General features: G+C 60.2%; 13 protein-coding genes and 1 pseudogene. 1 reads left to right on the plus strand and 13 read right to left on the minus strand.

What is annotated here, in order from left to right:
* Nucleotides 1-31: 31 nt before the first annotated feature.
* Nucleotides 32-889 (plus strand): annotated as a pseudogene (locus N799_RS09605) (IS30 family transposase); the annotation flags it as partial.
* A 406-nt stretch (nt 890-1,295) separates the two neighbouring features.
* On the opposite strand, the gene N799_RS14855 reads toward N799_RS09605, so the two are convergent.
* The 13 genes from N799_RS14855 to N799_RS09665 form a co-directional block, all read right to left on the minus strand.
* Complete coding sequence (locus N799_RS14855) at nt 1,296-3,323, minus strand: glycosyltransferase family 39 protein (RefSeq protein ID WP_081974934.1); 2,028 nt, start codon at nt 3,321-3,323, stop codon at nt 1,296-1,298.
* A gap of 90 nt (nt 3,324-3,413) precedes the next feature.
* Nucleotides 3,414-4,316: a GDP-mannose 4,6-dehydratase gene (locus N799_RS09610; protein WP_036211527.1), complete on the minus strand. Its 903-nt coding sequence runs from the start codon at nt 4,314-4,316 to the stop codon at nt 3,414-3,416.
* Nucleotides 4,316-5,350, minus strand: a complete 1,035-nt coding sequence (gene gmd / locus N799_RS09615; RefSeq protein ID WP_036211530.1) for a GDP-mannose 4,6-dehydratase — start codon at nt 5,348-5,350, stop codon at nt 4,316-4,318. Before gmd ends, N799_RS09610 begins: the two co-directional genes overlap by 1 nt.
* Nucleotides 5,351-5,413: 63 nt before the next feature.
* Nucleotides 5,414-8,875, minus strand: a complete 3,462-nt coding sequence (locus N799_RS14860) for a glycosyltransferase family 4 protein (RefSeq protein WP_081974936.1) — start codon at nt 8,873-8,875, stop codon at nt 5,414-5,416.
* Between the two features lies 1 nt (nt 8,876).
* Complete coding sequence (locus N799_RS14865; RefSeq protein WP_203225046.1) at nt 8,877-11,039, minus strand: FkbM family methyltransferase; 2,163 nt, start codon at nt 11,037-11,039, stop codon at nt 8,877-8,879.
* A 35-nt stretch (nt 11,040-11,074) separates the two neighbouring features.
* A complete protein-coding gene (locus N799_RS09635) occupies nt 11,075-12,307 on the minus strand; it encodes an ABC transporter ATP-binding protein (protein ID WP_036211536.1) in 1,233 nt (410 codons plus the stop codon).
* Nucleotides 12,304-13,089: an ABC transporter permease gene (locus N799_RS09640; RefSeq protein ID WP_036211539.1), complete on the minus strand. Its 786-nt coding sequence runs from the start codon at nt 13,087-13,089 to the stop codon at nt 12,304-12,306. Before N799_RS09640 ends, N799_RS09635 begins: the two co-directional genes overlap by 4 nt.
* A 5-nt stretch (nt 13,090-13,094) precedes the next feature.
* Nucleotides 13,095-14,468 (minus strand): glycosyltransferase, encoded by a 1,374-nt coding sequence (locus N799_RS14870; RefSeq protein ID WP_160279967.1) that lies wholly within the window; start codon nt 14,466-14,468, stop codon nt 13,095-13,097.
* Between the two features lie 78 nt (nt 14,469-14,546).
* Complete coding sequence (locus N799_RS09645; RefSeq protein WP_036211542.1) at nt 14,547-15,725, minus strand: cystathionine gamma-synthase; 1,179 nt, start codon at nt 15,723-15,725, stop codon at nt 14,547-14,549.
* Between the two features lie 127 nt (nt 15,726-15,852).
* On the minus strand, nt 15,853-17,229 hold the full coding sequence (locus N799_RS09650) for a pyridoxal-phosphate dependent enzyme (protein ID WP_036211545.1): 1,377 nt from the start codon (nt 17,227-17,229) through the stop codon (nt 15,853-15,855).
* Between the two features lie 129 nt (nt 17,230-17,358).
* Nucleotides 17,359-17,577, minus strand: a complete 219-nt coding sequence (locus N799_RS09655; protein ID WP_036211548.1) for an HP1242/YdcH family protein — start codon at nt 17,575-17,577, stop codon at nt 17,359-17,361.
* 360 nt (nt 17,578-17,937) lie between these two features.
* Nucleotides 17,938-18,552, minus strand: a complete 615-nt coding sequence (locus N799_RS09660; protein ID WP_052101430.1) for a hypothetical protein — start codon at nt 18,550-18,552, stop codon at nt 17,938-17,940.
* Nucleotides 18,549-18,887, minus strand: a complete 339-nt coding sequence (locus tag N799_RS09665) for a DUF4398 domain-containing protein (RefSeq protein WP_238978894.1) — start codon at nt 18,885-18,887, stop codon at nt 18,549-18,551. The genes N799_RS09660 and N799_RS09665 overlap by 4 nt, the downstream gene beginning before the upstream one ends.
* Nucleotides 18,888-19,010: the final 123 nt, after the last annotated feature.

Genomic DNA, 19,010 nt, shown 5'->3' on the forward strand with positions numbered 1-19,010 from the left:
GGGTGGGTCAGTTTTGCGTCGGCGCTAACATTACGATGCCACCGGGGCCGCCGATGGCTACCGTAAACGCCGAGGTCGCAGCCGTCGGCCACGTGTGCTGGCTGAAGGTAGCGCGCTTTATCAATACGTCCACGACCGGCTGGTCTTCCTGCGCTGGTCGCCGCAGCAGATTGCGGCCAGACTGCGCCACATGCCCGAGTCGCTGCGCCCCGGCCTGGTCAGCCACGAGACGATCTACGCCACCATCTACGCTCAGCCCCGCGGCGGGCTGAAGCAGGCGTTGGTGGAGGCCCTGCGCCAAGGCAAACCCGCGCGCGGTCGCCGGCGCACCATGGCCACCGCGAAGAGCTTCGTGCCCGACGAGCTGCGGATCCAACACCGTCCGGAAGACATCGAACACCGCCTGTTCCCGGGGCACTGGGAAGGCGATCTGATCAAGGGCGCCTTCAACCGTTCGGCGGTCGGCGTGCTGGTCGAACGCAAGACCCGGTTCGTGGTGTTGTGTCGCATGGACGGCTGCACGGCGGCCGATGCCTTGGAGGGCTTCACGCGGCAGATGAAGAAGCTGCCGGCGTTCTTGCGCGAAAGCCTGACCTACGACCGCGGCAGTGAGCTGGCCTGTTTCCAGGAACTGAGCCGACGGCTGAAGATGGACATCTGGTTCTGCGATCCGCATGCGCCTTGGCAGCGCGGCAGCAACGAGAACACCAATGGCTTGCTGCGCCAGTTCCTGCCCAAAGGTACCGACCTGTCGCTGGCCAGCCAAACCCTGCTGAACGATATCGCCCGCCTGCTCAACGGCCGTCCGAGGAAGACGCTGGGGTGGAAGACACCAGAGGAAGCCATGGCCGAAGAGATGGCGAAGTTTTCACCAGAGTGTTGCGCTTGATTCTTGAGACCAAGCTTATCCCATAGCACCTCCGACTGACGCGAGCGTGTGCGATGTGTACGCAACTGCCCGTTCGGGGGAGGAGCCGAGCCAAGTAACGTTTTGGAGCCGCCCTTGGCGCAAACCTCGTAGTGGCCCGCCGTCGACTCGAGATAAGGCATCGAACGACTGAGCGCTACCGCTTGGGAACTGGCGAGCCCGTCGGGTCGACGCCCACCTGTGAGGCGCATACCAGACCCCTGTCTCGCAAGGCCAAACGAGCAGGCAAGACTCGACAAGCTCCGCTGATCCAGCACCTTTCATTCGAGTGCTCCGAAGAGGCGAATGGGACGGTGACTAAAAAAATACATGAAAATTACATCCACGCCATCCCACTATCCAAGCACGTCGGGTAAGAGGCAGTTAGTTACTCTCTGGATTCAAGGTCCAAAATATCCAGTTCAATATATTCCAAACCAAACGAGAGCTCTCTCGAGTCCAGCGAATAACCAAGATTCTTCGGAGAGATCGCATCGGGCGTGACTAGAACCAATTTAAAGCCACCTTTAGACACCCACTCGGACTTGACGGGGAAGCTGATAACCGAATTGGTCTCCGGATATCTCGTAGTCACTTCAGTCACGAGCTCTCCTGCGACGAATACTTGAATTCTTTGCGTCGGATGCTTGGGAGACGTGTACACACGCCCAACAAGACGCATCACATAGGCGGCAGGATCTCCCTGGGACTCTAAACCGCCAAAGGTAAGAACTCCCGAACCTCCATCCAACCAGACCCCCCACTGCTCCGGCTTACTCCAGCCCTTACCGAGATACCGCGTCCCTTCGCCATCTACCGCGGTCGACAACTTGCCGATGGTTGCGTACGACGATGTCGGCTGGCCATCAAATCCGGCGAACGCAACCCCAAGATCGATCTCGGCATCACAGTGATGCACGATCGAAAAGTTATCGAAGACAATCTCGGCACAGTTCGCTCCCAAGCTAGCGGCGTCGGCAAAGAACTTAGACCGCGCATCAAGTTCAGCTTTGGACTGCATATTAAAAAGCATAGCCTCGTTCGCTGTTAGAATCTGATCGCCCACATAACCATAGGCGGTCGGAACGTACTGCGACCGGTACCAAGGAATGGTTCCCTTGCTGGCGAATGTCAAACGCGGGCCCACCCATACATCCGCATACACGCCAGTGATTCCGTTATCTGCCAATTTCTCGGCCAGCCCATCTAATGGTCTGTAAAGCCCACTAGAAAAGCCATTCGCGTGATCTCGGATATACGTATAATTCGAAAACAAGTTGAATGCGACCCAGATAAGCAGGTATACGGGCAGAAAGATTCTGCTACCCCTTAGGCCCTGCATGGTCAGCACAACAAGAGGGACGTACAGAAGAAGCAGGCGCCTAGGCTCTTCCTGAAAATTACCCCATGTCGATATTACATTGGCAGCAACAACCGCTAGTGCTACCCCTACTAACGCGAGATCCAAGCCCACCCTTCGATTTGTCAAGAAATTTATCACCGCACGGACTGCAGCCCGGATGGCTGGGAACACAAATATAAAGTACAGGCACCATGCCACAGGCGGCGATAACACCCAGTCGTCCTGCCACTGTCGCTTCAAGCCGAGGAGCCTGGGTACGCCCCCAACTAGGATCTCGCGAAGCCGCCCGGCCTTTCCTAAATCCACGCCCCCCGGAACTTCCCCATGACTCAACACTTGGAACGTATTGAACCCAAAAATGAAGTTAAGGTAGACTAACGGCATGGCACCAATTAAGAGGCCCATGAGAACGATAACGCTGGATTTTGGAACGTTGCGTATGGAATATGCCGCATCCTGCCAAAGGATATACCCGACCAGAACTATTCCCCAGACCAACGAGAGGGGTTGGGACCAGGTCGCCACGCCAATTACAAGTGCGATGATTAGCTTGTGGAGATCAGAAAGCGGCCGACCTTCCGGGGTTCTGCTGCATAGCCACAAGCATAAGACTAAGGCGAAAATTCCTTCTATAAACCCGCCTCGGTTTTTCATTCCCCAAATTTGAATAACCGGCGGCCCCACAACCAAGAGCACACCGGGCATCATCCATAAGTATCTGTTATCCTCGGAGAGCAGCCTCTTACATAGCAGACATAGGAGGATGATAGTAGTCAGGAAAAATACAATGTTTGGGAATTTAACGCCAAGGGGGGTAAATCCAAACAATTCAAAGCTGGCCGCGGAAGTAATTGCCGAGGTCCCGTAAAGCCGAGTCGCTGCAATATCCGTTAATACATCGCTGCCCGCCACTAAAGTGATCGGAGCCAACGGTAGCTCTTCGGTATTATATGTGCTCTCAGCAGTTTTGAGATAGATTACTTTCCAAACGAGAGCGACGAGCACTAAAGCAACTATTGACAGAACAGTTCGTCGGGAATTCAGGCTCGCCATTCTAATCACCTGTAGATCCTTTAATAAGCAAAGATAATTCACAGCGCTTTTAAACTAGCGCCATGGCTCCGACTCTGGGAGCGGGCGATCCTAATCCACTACAGTTAACATCCACTCCAGCGTATCGCGCAGAGGCATGGCGCTCCATGGCCCGAGCAGACCTCTCAGTTGCGCGTTGTCTCCACACAACGTCCGCACCTCGTTGGGGCGCACGAACTGGGGATTTACTTCGATCTCGAGCGTGTGTCCTGTCAGCTGTTCGCAGAGGCTCACCACCTCGCGCAGGGAGTGCGCCCTCCCCGAGCTGACGTTGAACGTTCCTCCAATCGCTGAAGGCGCCTCGATGAGCCGTCTGTACAACTGAGCGACGGTGCGGACATCGCTGAAATCCCGCCATACATCCAGGTTGCCAAGTTCCATAGTCCTTGCCCGGCGACGGAAATGATCGACAATTTTCGGTAGTAGAAAGTGGCCGGCCTGCCCGACGCCCGTGTAATTGAAGGGCCTAGTAATGACCAATGGAATCCGATCTGACCACAGCCTGGCCATGTACTCCATCGCGAGCTTGCTCACCGCATAGTCGTTCGCGGGATTTGGCGGCGTGTCCTCGTCGATGATACCCGGAGAGGCATTGCCGTAGACGTTTGCACTGCTAGCCAGAAGTACGCAGTCAGGATCTTTGCCCGACGCCGCAATCGCCTCGAGCAGATTGCGGGTGCCGATGAGATTGACCCGGTAGAAGTCGTCCGCCCTGCCATGCCCTACAAAAGCGAGGGCCGCAAGGTGGATCACCACATCGGGCTGCTCCTGTTGAAAGAGCAGGCGCAGTCCTTCGACATCATTGAGGTCGACCTGAAAATATCCGGGGCCGTCCACAACTGTTGTTCCGGTTCCCAATACTTCGTAACCGTGCCGCTTCAGTTCGGCCGCCATGTAGCGGCCGGTGAAGCCTTTGATGCCCGTGATGAGGGCGCGCCTGCCCATCGCCGCCATCAGAAGGAAGCGCCTGCTTCGTTTCGGCGGAGATCGGCTTTCACCATCATCGAGCACAGTTCCTCAAGCGTCGTCTTCGGCTCCCAACCTAGCACCTGCTTTGCCTTCTCCGGGTTCCCGATGAGGAGATCGACCTCCGCGGGCCGGTAGTAGCGCGGATTGATCCGAACCAGCTCGCGGCCACTCGAGGCATCGAGACCCCGCTCGCCCTCGCCCTCGCCCTTCCAAATGACTTCGATCCCTGCCGACTTGAACGCCATTGCGACGAAATCCCGCACAGTCACGGTGCGATTGGTCGCGAGTACAAACGTGTCCGGCTCGTCGGCCTGCAGCATGCGCCACATACCATCGACGTACTCCTTGGCATAGCCCCAGTCCCGCTTTGCGTCGAGGTTGCCGAGTTCCAGCACGTCCTGCTTGCCCAGCTTGATCTTCGCCACCGAGTCGGTGATCTTGCGCGTCACGAACTCACGGCCACGCAGTGGGGACTCGTGATTGAAGAGGATGCCGCTGGATCCGAAGATATCGTAGGACTCGCGGTAGTTGACGGTCATCCAGTGCGCATAGAGCTTGGCGACACCGTAGGGACTGCGCGGATAGAAGGGAGTGTCCTCCCTCTGGGGCACCGCCTGTACCTTGCCAAACATCTCCGAGGTTGATGCTTGGTAGAAACGGATCTTCGTGTCCACCTGGCGAATTGCCTCAAGCAGGTGCACGGCGCCTAGGCCGGTGATCTGGGCGGTCGTAGCGGGCTGGTCGAACGAGACGCCGACAAAGCTCTGGGCTGCAAGGTTGTAGACCTCCGTCGCCTGTGTCGTCTCAAGGAGGCGCAAGCTCGACCCGAGGTCGGTCAGGTCGTATTCGACAAGATGAAGGTTGGGGTGGCGCTCGATGCCCAGCTCCTCGATACGCCAGAAGTTGACCGAGCTGGTCCGCCGGTAGGTGCCATACACCCGGTACCCCTTGTCGAGCAGCAACTCCGCCAGGTAGGCCCCGTCCTGTCCGGAGATCCCGGTGATCACTGCAGTCTTCATCAAATAGCTCCTTATAAAAATTTTCGGCTCGCGTATGTCAAGTGGACATACATAAAGCGGGCATTATGGCCCAGCCGATGTGGAAAGGTCGGCTTTGAGCCTCTGTTGCGTGGCAGGCCCTCTTGCCAGCTCCCGGTGGATCTCGACGTGAGCGATCTCCATCCATGCCCTCTGGTCCAGGCCGACGCGCAGTTCAAGGTCACGTACATCGTGGAACAACTCGAACTCCATACGCGCGAGCACGCAGTCGGCGCCATCTTCCAAGTGCGAAAGCTCAAGCCCCATCCGGGCATGGATGCTGGTTCCGGCTTCGCTGCACACGTCCATCCACCCAGACCCCGCGCCGCGCCCATGCAGCGCCATCGAATATCGGCCTGCCGGCATCGTCACGTAAGGGCCATACAGGAGTACGCCCGGCTCCCCGGTGCTGGCCATCCGCCCTCTGGCCAACTGCCCGACCTGCGACTGGAACCTGTAGTCATAGGCACCAAAGCGGTGCGTAGGGCCCGGTAGCCAACTGTGCACCCAGCGCCGGCCGCGAACGACCTCGACCAACTGTTGTGTCGCCTCCGCCCATGTCTTCCACCCCATACCGGTTGACTGGGGGGCTTTGCCGGCGACGTGTAGCTCGATCCATCGTCCCAGCGACACCGCCAGGTCGTCTGGAACATAGCCGCTGAAGTAGTGGGCGTTCTCACCCGCAATTTCGCGGAACACCGGCAGGTCACGCACGATCAGAGGGATCCCTTGGTGTGCGGCCTCGATCAGGGGCAAGCCAAAGCCTTCGCCCTCTGACGCCATGACAAGCGCGGACGCACGCGCATACGAGGACACCAGAAGGTCGTCGTCGGCGTTTTCGAACCAGAACAGCTTCTCGTTGCGCTGCGGGTGCTGCCGCAGCCGCGCCAGTAGTTCGTCGACCATCCATCCTGGCCTGCCGACTATCAGCAGATTGATCTCTTGACCATCTGCCCATAGCTGTTCGAATGCTTCCAACACCTGCGCATGTCCCTTGCGCGGCTCGATCGTACCGACCATGAGGAAGGTCGGCCTTTCGCCGAGCGCACTCAATTCGGGACTTGCAACACTGGTCTTCCGACTCGCCGGACCCGAAGCGCCGACGTCTGCGCCGAGGTGGAACCAGCCGACGTGGAGCGGGCGCAACCGATTGGGGCGGAATTGGTGCAGCCAGGCCTCGAACTCGTCAGCCACCGATCGGGAAATGCAGGCCACACCGTCCGCGACTTCCGCCACCGCCTCATACCAGGAGCGGAAGATGGGCAGCAAGTTGGCGTCGAAGCACTCGGGCCTAAGCAGCGGCAACAGGTCGTACACCACGAAGTACTGCCTGACGCCAATCGCGCGCAGGCGCCGAAAAACATCCACATGTGGGGGGACGAGATGCGCGGCCAAATCCAACCCCACATACACATCGCTTGGGCTGAACTCTACGGCTTCATCCCCAGGGAGCTGTTCATCCGGGAAGTATCTACGCTGGCAATAGGATCGGGCGTACCGAACAACGCCGTCATCGCCTAGCATCACCGGCTCAATCCGCACCCCCTCGGGCGGAACATCCATAAGCTCGTCGAGCACGTGTCGAACGACCCGCTGAATGCCGGTGCCCGCGTCATGCAACCCGAGAATCGAAATGTCAACGAGCCAGCGGTCACCGGCGCTTCCTCTTCCCAAACTTGCCGCGATCGCTGCAGCTATACAGCCCAGCTCTCCTTCTGTCGCCTGGTCCGCCAAGGGGTCTCCCAACACTGCGGATATCACCGAATCCACGTTGTCGCGCCAACCATCGCAGCCTTTCGCTCCAGCATCACCGATGGAAATCACCTGTGCTTGTCCCATCAGATCAAGCGCGCTCGGCGGGACCAGCTCGGAAAGCACGCTCGAATCCAGACCATTGCCGAGGGCCCGTTTCAATGCGGCATATCCTCCTTGGCGCAGAACCAATTCAATTACCAATTTTCGGTCGCGCCTCGCCAAGTGCTCAAGTGCGTTCCCGAGAGTCGAATCAAGCACGACGATGTCAGCGGCCTCCACGGCGCTCGCTTCAAGGACTTTCGCCCCGTATCCATCGTCTGACACCTCAGCCACGATCCGGTCAAACTTGTGACGATGCTTCCCAAGCGAAGCGATGGGGTAATTAGCGGCAATCCCTGTGCAATCGGAATCGGCAAACACTTTCACGCGCGGGAGGCGGCGAGGCGAGTCGGAGCGGGGAGCGGGGAGCAGCGCAGTTCTCCGTCTGCGCTGACGAGCGGACTCGCGTCGTGGGGCGCCCCGGGCAATCGAAACGCGATCAAGCGCCAATTCGATCCCATCGAACGCACGGTTCGCAGACTCGACCCACGAGAATTTGAGGCTTTGAAGCTCCGCGTGCTCAAGGAATCGCCGGCGGAAACCAGTATCCGTCAAAGCCACCTGCATCTTGTGAGCGATCGAATCCACGTCACGCGGGTCAAACAACGCGTCGTCGAAGCCAATGACCTCAGGCAAGCTCGATGTCGCGGAGCCGATGACCACGGCACCACTCGACATCGCTTCCAAGGCTGGAAGACCAAACCCTTCCTGTAGAGACGGAAACGCATACAACGCACAGAGATTGTAGAGTTTGACCAAGTCGCTATCGGGTACGAAGCCCGTAAACACGACATCCTCGACAGAAAGCCCGACTTCATCCACGACCCGCTCAAGCGCGGATCTCTCCGGCGTGGGGGCCCCTCCTACGATGGCCAACTGGTGACTATTCCTTGTTTCCGGAGGCAACTTCGCGAACGCCCGAATGAGGGCGGCAATGTTCTTCCGCGAATCAAAGCCTCCTGCGTACATGACGTAGTTTCGGCGAAGCCCATACTTGGCAGCGAGCGCAGACCGGAAATATTCCGCACCCTCCAGCGGGGCAAAAATTTCATCAGCTGCGCCCGATATATCCGTCAACCTGTCTTCAGGGACACCTAGAAGTTCCCTAGCCTCGTCACAAGAGAATCTTGAGATACCCAGCAACTGATCCGCACGTTGAAGATGGCCAACCTTCTCCATGTACCAATCCCGGATACGCTTGTCGGCGAGGTAGACATCTTCGTGCGCCAAGGGAATCAGATCGTACAGCGTGGTGACCGTTCGATAAGGATCACGTCCAGAAATCGAACTGACAACATTGTCGGCCACTCCCTCGAAGAGGCTGGCGACGTGCACGATATCCGGCTGAAGGGCCTTAAGCGCGTGTGACCTCAGAACCTCCGACGCGCGACTGCGGAATCGATTAGCCGGATCGACGGCACCAGTGGGCGCCAGTCCATGCCAGAGGACGATCTGCTCGGGTGGGATAATCCCGGAAAACTGGGCGCGGATGTACTCGACGGACTCAACCATCGCAGAATTCAGCAGGACTGAAATCCGGTGTCCTCGCGACGAGGTTGTCATTGCCTTCGCAAGCGCGAGCGAATACCGCCCGATGCCCCGGCGCCCGCTCTCCGGCGACTGACACGCCTGGAGGTCAAGTACTATGTGCAAGCTAGCCCCTCCCCTTTCTTGTAATTGCTTGGCGCCTTAATATTTCCATCCGCTCGCGCACGCGGCTCGCTTGCCAGCCCAAATCAAGTGACGCATTGGTTTGCCCAACGGCCCCTTCCTTTGGCACGCCGTTTCCGAACAAAAAGAGTCGCGTGTGATGCGCAATTGCTGAATCCCGCCCGACAATTCCCGCTGCGAACTCCGGTACGCCGGGCCACATTGCGATAGCGCGAAGCGCCGGACGCATGAACCGGGCGGGCCCTCGGGCCATTAGATATCCTGCGCGCTTGGTGAAGCGCGCTGCGGAGATGGAAAGTCGTCTGACCGCACGTCCAGGCGCGGTTATCCGCCAGGACGTGCTACCAAGAATGGAACGCAGCTCGGTATCCAAGCGCAAGATCTCCTGCGATCTAGCTGCGAGCTCAACCAGCACGCGCGTCATCTCCGCCTGTCGGGTGGAGGACTCCAGTTCTTTACGGCGCAGCTCGCTGCGGGCTGAATCCAGCTCGTGGGCCGCCACTTGGAGTCTCTCATCCATGTCACCAAGTTCGTCCCGCGCGCTCTCGAGAGCACGTCCTTGGTCAACCAAGACCGCCTCGCGGCGCTCGTTCTCTTGGCGTAGGAAATCGATAGTCGATTGCAGCTGCACACGCTCGCACCGTTCCCGCTCACCCGCGTTCTCGATGAGTTGGCGGTAATGCACCAGGGCTCCCTCACGACGCTCGTTCTCTTCGCGAAGGTACTCAATAGTCGCCTGCAGTTGTGATCGCTCGCCCGATTCACGTCGCCCCGCCTGCTCGAGAAGTAGCCGATGGTCCGCCAGCGCTGCCTCTCGTAGTTCATTCTCGTGTCGAAGATGGTCGATTAAGTCATGGAGCCGTTGGCGTTCCGCCAGCTCGCGCGCGCCGGAGGCTTCAATGCCTTGGCGAAGCTCAATCAATGCCGCTTCCCGTCGCTCGTTCTCTTGCCGAAGGTACTGGACGCTCGTCTGCAAGCGCTCTCGCTCAGCACCAAAGTTGGACCCTACAGTTTCAAGGGCTTGACGGTGCTGAACCAGCGCCGCCTCGCGACGTTCATTCTCCTGCCGGAGATACTCGATGGTCGCCTGCAGGTGCTTTCGCTCAGCATCAAGCGCTGACTCGACGCTCGTAAGAGACTGACGCTGCTCGACGAGCGCTGCTTCACGGCGTTCGTTCTCCTGCTGAAGGTACGCGACAGTCGCTTCAAGTCGCTCACGCTCAGCCGATTCCCGCTGTCTCTTCTCATCAAGGAGCGTACGAAGTTCCTGAAGAGCGGTCTCGCGTCGCTCGTTCTCGCTGGTCAGGTACTCGATCGTCTGCTGGAGCCGATTGGGGTCAAGCGAATCGCGCCCTTCTAAGTCATGGAAGCGCTTCCTCAGATCCGCTAGCGCTGCTTCTCTGCGTTCATTCTCATCTTGAAGGTAACCCGCTGTTGAACGCCATTGGTCGCACTCAACCACGGCGCTCTTAGCATGCTCGAGGTCGCGTCGCAGGTGGAGAATATCCGAGCGTATGAAGTCATCAAATACGTTGGGCGGACGAAGAAAGGCGGCGTCGAGAGAGGCTTTCTCATCAGCCACGTAGAATCGGTTCAGACCATCGTCGTAAACAAAGTGATAGCCACGCCCGGTTAGAAGCGGCTCCCAAGCCTCATAACTAGACTTCTCGGAGAGCGGCTCCGTTGCTTCGACCAGTACGATCCATGGACGCAGCTTCTTCAATGAAAGGCCGCGCAACACGCTCAACTCCGCACCTTCGCAGTCTACTTTGAGAAAATGCACGACATCGACCGCCGCTTCCTCGCAGATTCTATCCAAGGTGTCGCAGGGCACTATCTGTTCAGTGACCTGGAATCCTGCGTCAGCATGTCTCTCTGCAAAATCACTCACGGTGGTCGAGAGCCCCGTAGAGTCCACGTTAAAGAACCGCAGGCTCCCTTCAACGTCGGAAGCAGCGACCATCAGGTTGAGGTCGTGGGGTCGCTCGTCCTCCAGCTTGCTGAACCACTGTTCCGACGGTTCAATGTTGATTCCCCGCCAACCAACATCGTAGAAGGCCTTGGTTACCGAATACTCGGTCGGATCCTGCGCACCTACGTCGATATAGAAACCCTTCGACACGTCGCGTAATGCCCTTGCGAGCATTACGTCCTCAAAGTTCTGCGCGTATGAAACGAATGTCACGGCCGCGCGATCTCGATCTCTGGTGCCATCCATGAGCTACCGATGAAGACTGGCAGGTTGCTGTTATGCACGTTGAAGACCAGCGCCAAATCACGCCACTCATAATTATTCTGGAGATGCGTGTCCGCGCTGACCAGCGCAGTTGAGATCGAGTAACTACCGGGCCCGAGATTCATGGCGAACTCGATCTTGAACTGAAGCAACTCACCGGCCGCCACATCTAGCTGGGCCTGACCTGTGTGATGCGTATTCGTGCCGAAAACGACTTGCCCCAGGCGGTCTTTCAGCATATAGCCAAGAACCAATCTTGGAATAGATGACAGAGCCCTTACCTCCACAAGGAGGCAGGCTTTCTGGCCTACCCCCATGAACTCAACCTCGGTCCCCGAAACATCAAGGAGCGAAATACGCTCTACTACCGCCTCACCGGTACCCGAGATCGTCTGAACTCGACCATCAGAACGGCGGTTGGTGCGAACAGTCACGCTCTCCTTCTCGGCGATGATCGCGTTGTAGAAGTCCATGACCGCTTGTGGTTCGCCGTCTTTAACCAACACGCCCTGTTCCAGCAGGATCGCCCTGCTGCAGAGCGCCTGCACTGCACCACGGTCATGGGAGACTATCAGTAACGAAGTCCCGTCCTTCTGAAATTGGCGGATCCGCTCAAAGCATTTGTGCTGAAAGTATGCATCACCAACAGACAAGGCTTCGTCCACGATCAAGATATCCGGACGGAAGGCTGTTGCAACGCTGAATGCCACACGCATCTGCATGCCGCTCGAATAGGTCCTCATGGACTGTTCGAAGTACTCTCCAATCTCGGCAAAGTCCTCGATCTCATCAATTCGGGAATGAATCTCCTGGGCGGAAAATCCCATGAGACCGGCAGCATGATATACATTCTGGCGGCCCGTCATGTCCGGATTGAACCCCATCCCGAGTTCAAGAATTGCGGCCACGCGGCCACTCAGTTCAATCGATCCCTCGGTAGCACGCAGCACACCGGTGATCAGCTTCAGGAGCGTGCTCTTGCCGGCGCCGTTCTGACCAACAATCCCGATCGCCTCACCGCACCCCATCGCAAACGACACGCCACGCAGGACCCAACTCTCGTTTTTCGGCGTAAACCGAACACCGGCCCACGAGGCGAATCGATGCCATTCACTCTCGTAATCCCGATAAGCCTTCCCTAGATTTTCAACTCTCAACAGATCAACTTGTTCTTTCACAGGACATCCACCATGTCTGGCGCGGCGCGGCGGAAAAGCACAAGTGAGAACGCCAGCAAGATCATTGAGGCCAGCACTATAACCACCAGACTTTGCACGTCCGGCGATGCCTGCTGGAACAGCACCGCTTGGTATCCGCTGACGATGTAATACATCGGATTCCAAAGCAAATATTTCTGAAGCGACCCCGGGACGATGCCCACCATGTACACGACAGGTGTAAGCCAAAACCACAGTTGGAGCACAACACCCGCCGCTTGACCGACATCCCGCACAAATACGTTGATGACACCGAGGGCAATTCCGAGGCCCATTCCCAAGCATATGGTCGCCAACATTAGAAACGGCAGCCAGATGATACTGGTTGATGGCCAGTGTCCGATGAGAGCAAAAATGAGCAAGGTCGCGAAGAGGAGTAACAAATTGTTCAACAACGCGGAACCCAGCGTCACTACCGGCAAGCATATTCTAGGGAAAAGAATTTTCTTCATAATTGACGCATTTTCGACGAACATTGCCATGGACCGCAGCACGAGCTCACTAAACAACGCCCAAGCAACCATGCCAGCCATCAGGTAAATAGCATACGAATAAGCGCTGGTGCTCCCAGGAAGCCGAGCCGATAGCACCTGTGACAGCACCAACGCGTAGATGGCGCTCTGAGCCAAGGGCTGGAGAATCATCCAAAGCGAACCCAGCTTGCTGCGCGAGAAGCGAGTGTAAATCTCGGTCCTGATCGACGAAAAAATGAAGTTGCGATATGCCCAAAGGGCAGAGAACATGTTCTTCACGAGTTCAGCCTTACGTCGGATGTTCTGCCCGGCTCGTCTGTGAGTGACTGCAGACGATCCATCGTTATTTCCTCCAATCGGTTTTTGATCAATGCTGCGGCGTTGTTGCTGGAAAGGAGGCGCCTTACATCGCGCGATGCTTGATTGCCAATTCTGCGAGCGGCCCGGGGGTCATCCGCGAGCCGCTTCATTAGTCCCGCAGCATGATGGATATCTGGCTCGGCCCATCTCTGCCCTTGGTGATGTGCATAATCCCCAGATTGGATTTCAACAAGTTTGAACCTGACAGGACAACTGTTCTCTGGCGTCATGAAATCCATGTTTCCAGACCATCCGGTCGCAATCACTGGCTTCCCAAACCACATGCACTCCGCCAGCGCCATACCGAATCCTTCCGCCCTGTGCAACGAGACGAAGCAATCCGCGCATTGCTGGAGGGCGTGGACGTGACGGTTCTCTATAATATCGTCACGAATGACGATTCGCGGATCGCCGGCAGCGGCCTCACGAAGCGTGTTCATTTCATCGGGAAATCTATGGCCGTTGATAGATTTAAGTAACAATTGGACGTCTGACTCACCGGTCGCAAACGCCAAGCGAAAGGCGTGGATGACGCCAGCTGGATTCTTCCGCTCAAGATATGAATTGAAGTCGAACATACTGAGAAAAACAAACGCGCTTTCTCTGATGCCAAAGTCTTTACGCTTCAAATCGCTGGCCAACAAGCTATCAACCGGCAGGGGCACACGGAAGACCGGTTTATCCGTCACTCTTCGGATTGCATTCTCGAGGTGGACGCTGGCAACCATAATCTCGTCAACTACGTCCAGGGCGGACGTCCACTCCAACGGAAAGCGCTCTCCTTCCCAGAACCAAACGCCTATGGTGTAGGACTTGTTTGCCGCATTGCACATATGCGTCTCCATGGCCCTCTCCAGATAGTCGGGGTTCACGAAGACAAGATTGATACCGTGCTGGTCGCCTCTCCCGATCAGTCCATCTAGACTTTTATCCTTCATGTCGTGGGGAACCCCCAGCCCGTCAGCTATGTCGCACAACCACACTCGACACCCGGATGCCAAAAGAGCACTCGTGTATCGGCGGGCGCTCTCTGCAAGTCCGAAGCGGCCGCGAAGAAACGCATATACGTTCACGCCCAGAGACAGGCCCGGCGCCTCGGAGATCGACGACTGGCCTTCCTGGTCGCCAGCTCCCTGCATATGCCAGCGGGGAGACTTCCGAAATTCCATGGAGCGAGCTTCCGTCCGCGACATTGTCGCCGACAGTCGCTTCCGGACCGCAGCCGGCAACAAGCGGTAGGCAGCCATCAGGCACACATTTGCACGCATCCGTGAAAGCAGCTTCAGCAAGGCTGACATTCTCACGGGGCTACTAACGCTGCTCACAACAGGAGTCAGCACGTGTCTGCGCTGATCCATAGCAAGCGCTCACGCGAGGCCTTGCTCCAAACTGGTAAGGAGGTCTGCTTCATCCTCCACCCCCACGCTCAACCGCACCAGCGCATCCGACAACCCCAGCTCCGCCCGCCGCTCCGCCGGCACCGACGCATGCGTCATGATCGCCGGATGGTTCACCAGACTCTCCACGCCGCCGAGTGACTCGGCCAGCGCGAACAGTTCGGTCCGTTCGCAGAACCGCGTCGCCGCTTCAAGGCCGCCCTTGAGCACGATGGAGACCATGCCGCCGAACCCGTCCATCTGGCGCTTCGCCAACTCATGCTGCGGGTGCGACTTGAGGCCGGGATAGATCACTTTCTCGATGGCCGGGTGCGTCTCCAGCCGTTCGGCCAGCGCCTGCGCGTTCTCGCAATGCGCCTTCATGCGCAGGTGCAGGGTTTTCAGGCCGCGCAGGGCGAGGAAGCTGTCGAACGGCCCCTGCACGCCGCCCACCGAGTTCTGCAGGAAAGCCATCTGCTCGGCCAGCTCCGCGTCGTCGCCGACCACCACCATGCCGCCGACCATGTCCGAGTGACCATTGAGGTACTTGGTCGCCGAGTGCATGACGATGTGGGCGCCGTGCTCGATCGGACGCTGCAGGATCGGCGAGGAGAAGGTGTTGTCGACCACCACGATCAGGCCGCGTTTGCGGGCGATCGCGGCGATCTGCGCGATGTCGACCAGTTTCAGCAGCGGATTGGTCGGCGTCTCGATCCAGACCATCTTCGTTTCGGGCCGGATCGCCGCTTCGAACGCCGCGGCGTCGCTGAGGTCGATCCAGCTGAAGTCGAGCCCCGCGGTGCGGCGGCGGACACGTTCGAACAGGCGGTAGGTGCCGCCGTAGACGTCGTCCATCGCGATCACGTGGCTGCCGCTGTCGAGCAGCTCCAGGATCGTCGAGGTCGCCGCCATGCCGGACGCAAACGCATAGCCGCGGGTGCCGCCTTCAAGCGCGGCGACGCCGCGCTCGTAGGCGAAGCGGGTCGGATTGTGGCTGCGGGTGTACTCGAAGCCCTGGTGCACGCCCGGGCTCGACTGGACATAGGTCGAGGTCTGGTAGATCGGCGTCATCACCGCGCCGGTGCTGGGGTCGGGCTGCTGGCCGGCGTGGATGGCGAGGGTGCCGAGGCCGTGTTTTCGGTCCGGCGTGCCGTTGTCTTGTGGGGTCATTCTTGCACTCCGTTACCGCGGCGAGGCGACCGCGGAGTTTAGCAGGCAGTGTGTGGGCGATCGTGAGGATGACGCAGGTTGGCGGGGTTCGGATCGCGACTCACGTCGCTCCTGCAGACGCCCGCGCCTACTCCACCCGCCGCCGCAGGTAATTCAGCAGGTCGATCCGCGTGATCAGCCCGAGGAACCGCTCGCCCTCGCTGATGATCGCCACGTGCCCGCGGTCGAACACCGGCAACAACGACTCGATCGGCTGGCCGACGTCGATCTTGTCGAGCTTGCTGACCATCGCGGTCGAGACCGGGTCGCGGAACCGGGCTTCGTCGCCGTACACGTGCAGCAGCAGGTCGGACTCGTCGACGATGCCGACCAGGCGGTCGCCGTCCATCACCGGCAGCTGGCTGACGTCGTACAGCTTCATGCGCTGGTAGGCGGTCACCAGCAGGTCCTTCGGGCCGACCACGACGGTGTCGCGCTGCGAGAACGGCCGCAGGATCAGGTCGCGCAGGTCGCCGTGCTGCTCGCGCTCGATGAAGCCGTTGTCGAGCATCCAGTAGTCGTTGTACATCTTCGACAGGTACTTGTTGCCGGTGTCGCAGACCAGCACCAGCACCTTCTTCGGTTCGGTCTGCTCACGGCAGTAGCGCAGCGCGGCGGCCAGCTGGGTGCCGGTGGACGAGCCACCGAGGATGCCCTCCTTCTCCAGCAGCAGCCGCGCGGTCAGGAAGCTCTCCTTGTCGGAGATCGCGTAGGCCTTCCTGACCCGGGTGAAGTCGGAGATCGGCGGCAGGAAGTCCTCGCCGATGCCCTCGACCATCCAGCTGGCGGACTTCTCGACGATCTCGCCGCGGTTGATGTAGTCCTCCAGGATCGAGCCGACCGGGTCGGCCAGGATCAGCTCGGTGTGCGGGGAGGCTTCGGCGAAGTGGCGCGACAGGCCGGTCATGGTGCCGGAGCTGCCGCAGCCGAACACGATCGCGTCCAGCCCGCCGACCTCGGCCATCTGGGCGAGGATCTCCGGGCCGGTGCCGTGCTCGTGCGCGGCGGGGTTGTCGGGGTTGCCGAACTGGTTGATGAAGTACGCGCCCGGGGTCTCGCGGGCGAGCCGCTCGGCGAGGTCCTGGTAGTAGTCCGGGTGGCCCTTGGCGACGTCGGAGCGGGTCAGCACCACCTGCGCGCCCATCGCCTTGAGGTTGAAGATCTTCTCCCGGCTCATCTTGTCCGGGACCACGAGGATCAGCTTGTAGCCCTTCTGCTGGGCCACCAGCGCCAGGCCCAGGCCGGTGTTGCCGGCGGTGCCTTCGACCAGGGTGTCGCCGGGCTTGATGTCGCCGCGCTTCTCGGCGGCCTCGATCATCGACAGGCCGATGCGGTCCTTGATCGAGCCGCCGGGGTTCTGCGATTCGAGCTTGAAGTACAGCTCGCAGGGGCCGGTGTCGAGGTGCTGGGCCTTCACGACCGGCGTGTTGCCGATCAGGTCGAGGACGGAGGGGGCGATGGGCATTCGGACGGACGGGCTGGCGCCGGCAAACCGCGGCAGTCCCGGGATTCTACGGGATGGAACGGGCGCGCCGCGTCCGCATGGGCGGGCGGTGGCGGCCGACGAGGAGGCCACCACCGCCCGCGGCGGACCTCAGTGGTGCTGCGTGTCGTACATACGGACCAGGCGATCTTTCGCGGCCAGCTTTTCGCGCTTCATCCGGGCCAGGGTGGTGTCATCGATCGGCAGCACCCCGAGTTCGGCGTCCATCACCTTCTTGTCGAGCTTCTTGTGGTGCTGGTAGAGCTGCCTGAACTCGGGGTTGGCCTTGATCAGTGCGTCGATTTCCGGCTGCGATTGTTCTTCGAACATGAAAGCCTCCTTCGGCACGAATGCAAACGCCCCGGCCGGACGGCCGAGGCGTTGCGTGGGGTTCTTTGCGGTGCAGGGCCGGCTGCGCGGCGGATCGGTCCGGTTCCGGCCCCCGGCAATCCGGCCACCGGTTCGGTAGCGCGGTCCTGCCCGGAAGGGTCTGGCGGAACGGGTGTCTGCATGTCGGCCTGGCTCATCGCCAGACGGAAAATCGTCCGTCTGGGTATCCGACCGTACTCCTCGTTCGCGGGGACGACAAGGGCTTTGGAGGGGGATTGTGAGCTCCGCCGCATTCATCCTGCGCCGGGCCGCGGCACGAAGCCAACCGGTTGATGAATAACGATTTTTTAAGCGATCGGCTCAGTCGTCGCCGGAGGCTTCCTCGGCCTGCCGCAGCAGTTCGGCCTCCTGCCGCGCCAGTTCGGCCTCGCGCGCACGCGCGGCCTTGAGGCGGGCGGCCTCGGCGCCGGCGACGTTCTGCAGGGTCGACTCGATGTCCTGCATCGCCTCGGCGCTGCTGCTGGCCTGCGCGCGCAGGCGGGCGGCCTCCTCGGCCTGGATCCGGGCCTGGATGCGCAGCCGCTCGGCCTCGGCGCGGGCCTCGGCGGCGTCGCGGCGGCTGGCCTCGACGATCAGCTCGCTGCGGGTGCGCTCGAGCCGGTCGATCCGGCGCTGCATCGCTTCGGTGCGGGCGGCGACCTCGGCGATCCGGACGCGGCGCTCGGCCACGTAGCGGGCGACGTCCTTCTGGCTGCCGCGGGCGTTGGCCAGCGCATCGAGCGCCTGCCGGGCCTGGAGCCGCTCATAGGCGGCGGCGCTGGCGGTGTCGGGGTCGGCGTCCAGCGCGGCCAGCTGCTGCGACATCTGCATCACCGCGGCATCGCCGTCCTGCGCGTGCGCCGGCGCGAGCACCAGCGCGGCCGCCAGCAGGGCGGCGCCGAGCAGCGTCGCGGACGGTTCGTGGATGCGGTTCATCGGGCACCTCCCAGACGGCGCTGCAGTTGTTCGACTTCGGCCTCGCGCTGGGCCAGTTCGGCCTCGGCCAGCGCCTGCCGGCTGAGCGCGTGGGCAAGGTCGGCGTCGGCGTGGGCGGCGGCGGCGAGGCGGCGGGCGTCGTCGTGGCGGCCGTCGGCCATCGCGGCCTGCGCGCGGGCGAGGCCGTCGCGGGCCAGCTCGACCTCGGCGCTGGCGTACTGGTCGGCATCGGCGCCGGTGGCGCGGACGACCGCCTGCTCGGCGGCGTTGAGCTCGGCGGTCGGCGGCGGCAGGGTGGCGCAGGCGGCGAGCGCGCAAGCGAGAACTGCGCCCACAAGCAGATAACGGAATTGTGCGAAGCTGGCGTACATGGGGAGTCCCGGATGGCGGTCTGTCGCCCGGGCATTGTGATCAGGCCGGCGCCGCGCTTGCAACGGGCGCGCGCCGCAAACGAGAGG

Origin of the sequence: Lysobacter arseniciresistens ZS79 (assembly GCF_000768335.1) — a bacterium.
Taxonomy (GTDB): domain Bacteria; phylum Pseudomonadota; class Gammaproteobacteria; order Xanthomonadales; family Xanthomonadaceae; genus Novilysobacter; species Novilysobacter arseniciresistens.

What these genes read in the sequence shown, in the direction of transcription:
- N799_RS14855 (WP_081974934.1), bottom strand. Translation starts at nt 3,323, where the DNA reads ATGGCGAGCCTGAATTCCCGACGAACTGTTCTGTCAATAGTTGCTTTA.
- N799_RS09610 (WP_036211527.1), bottom strand. Translation starts at nt 4,316, where the DNA reads ATGGCGGCGATGGGCAGGCGCGCCCTCATCACGGGCATCAAAGGCTTC.
- gmd (WP_036211530.1), bottom strand. Translation starts at nt 5,350, where the DNA reads ATGAAGACTGCAGTGATCACCGGGATCTCCGGACAGGACGGGGCCTAC.
- N799_RS14865 (WP_203225046.1), bottom strand. Translation starts at nt 11,039, where the DNA reads ATGCTCGCAAGGGCATTACGCGACGTGTCGAAGGGTTTCTATATCGAC.
- N799_RS09640 (WP_036211539.1), bottom strand. Translation starts at nt 13,089, where the DNA reads ATGTTCTCTGCCCTTTGGGCATATCGCAACTTCATTTTTTCGTCGATC.
- N799_RS09645 (WP_036211542.1), bottom strand. Translation starts at nt 15,725, where the DNA reads ATGACCCCACAAGACAACGGCACGCCGGACCGAAAACACGGCCTCGGC.
- N799_RS09650 (WP_036211545.1), bottom strand. Translation starts at nt 17,229, where the DNA reads ATGCCCATCGCCCCCTCCGTCCTCGACCTGATCGGCAACACGCCGGTC.
- N799_RS09655 (WP_036211548.1), bottom strand. Translation starts at nt 17,577, where the DNA reads ATGTTCGAAGAACAATCGCAGCCGGAAATCGACGCACTGATCAAGGCC.
- N799_RS09660 (WP_052101430.1), bottom strand. Translation starts at nt 18,552, where the DNA reads ATGAACCGCATCCACGAACCGTCCGCGACGCTGCTCGGCGCCGCCCTG.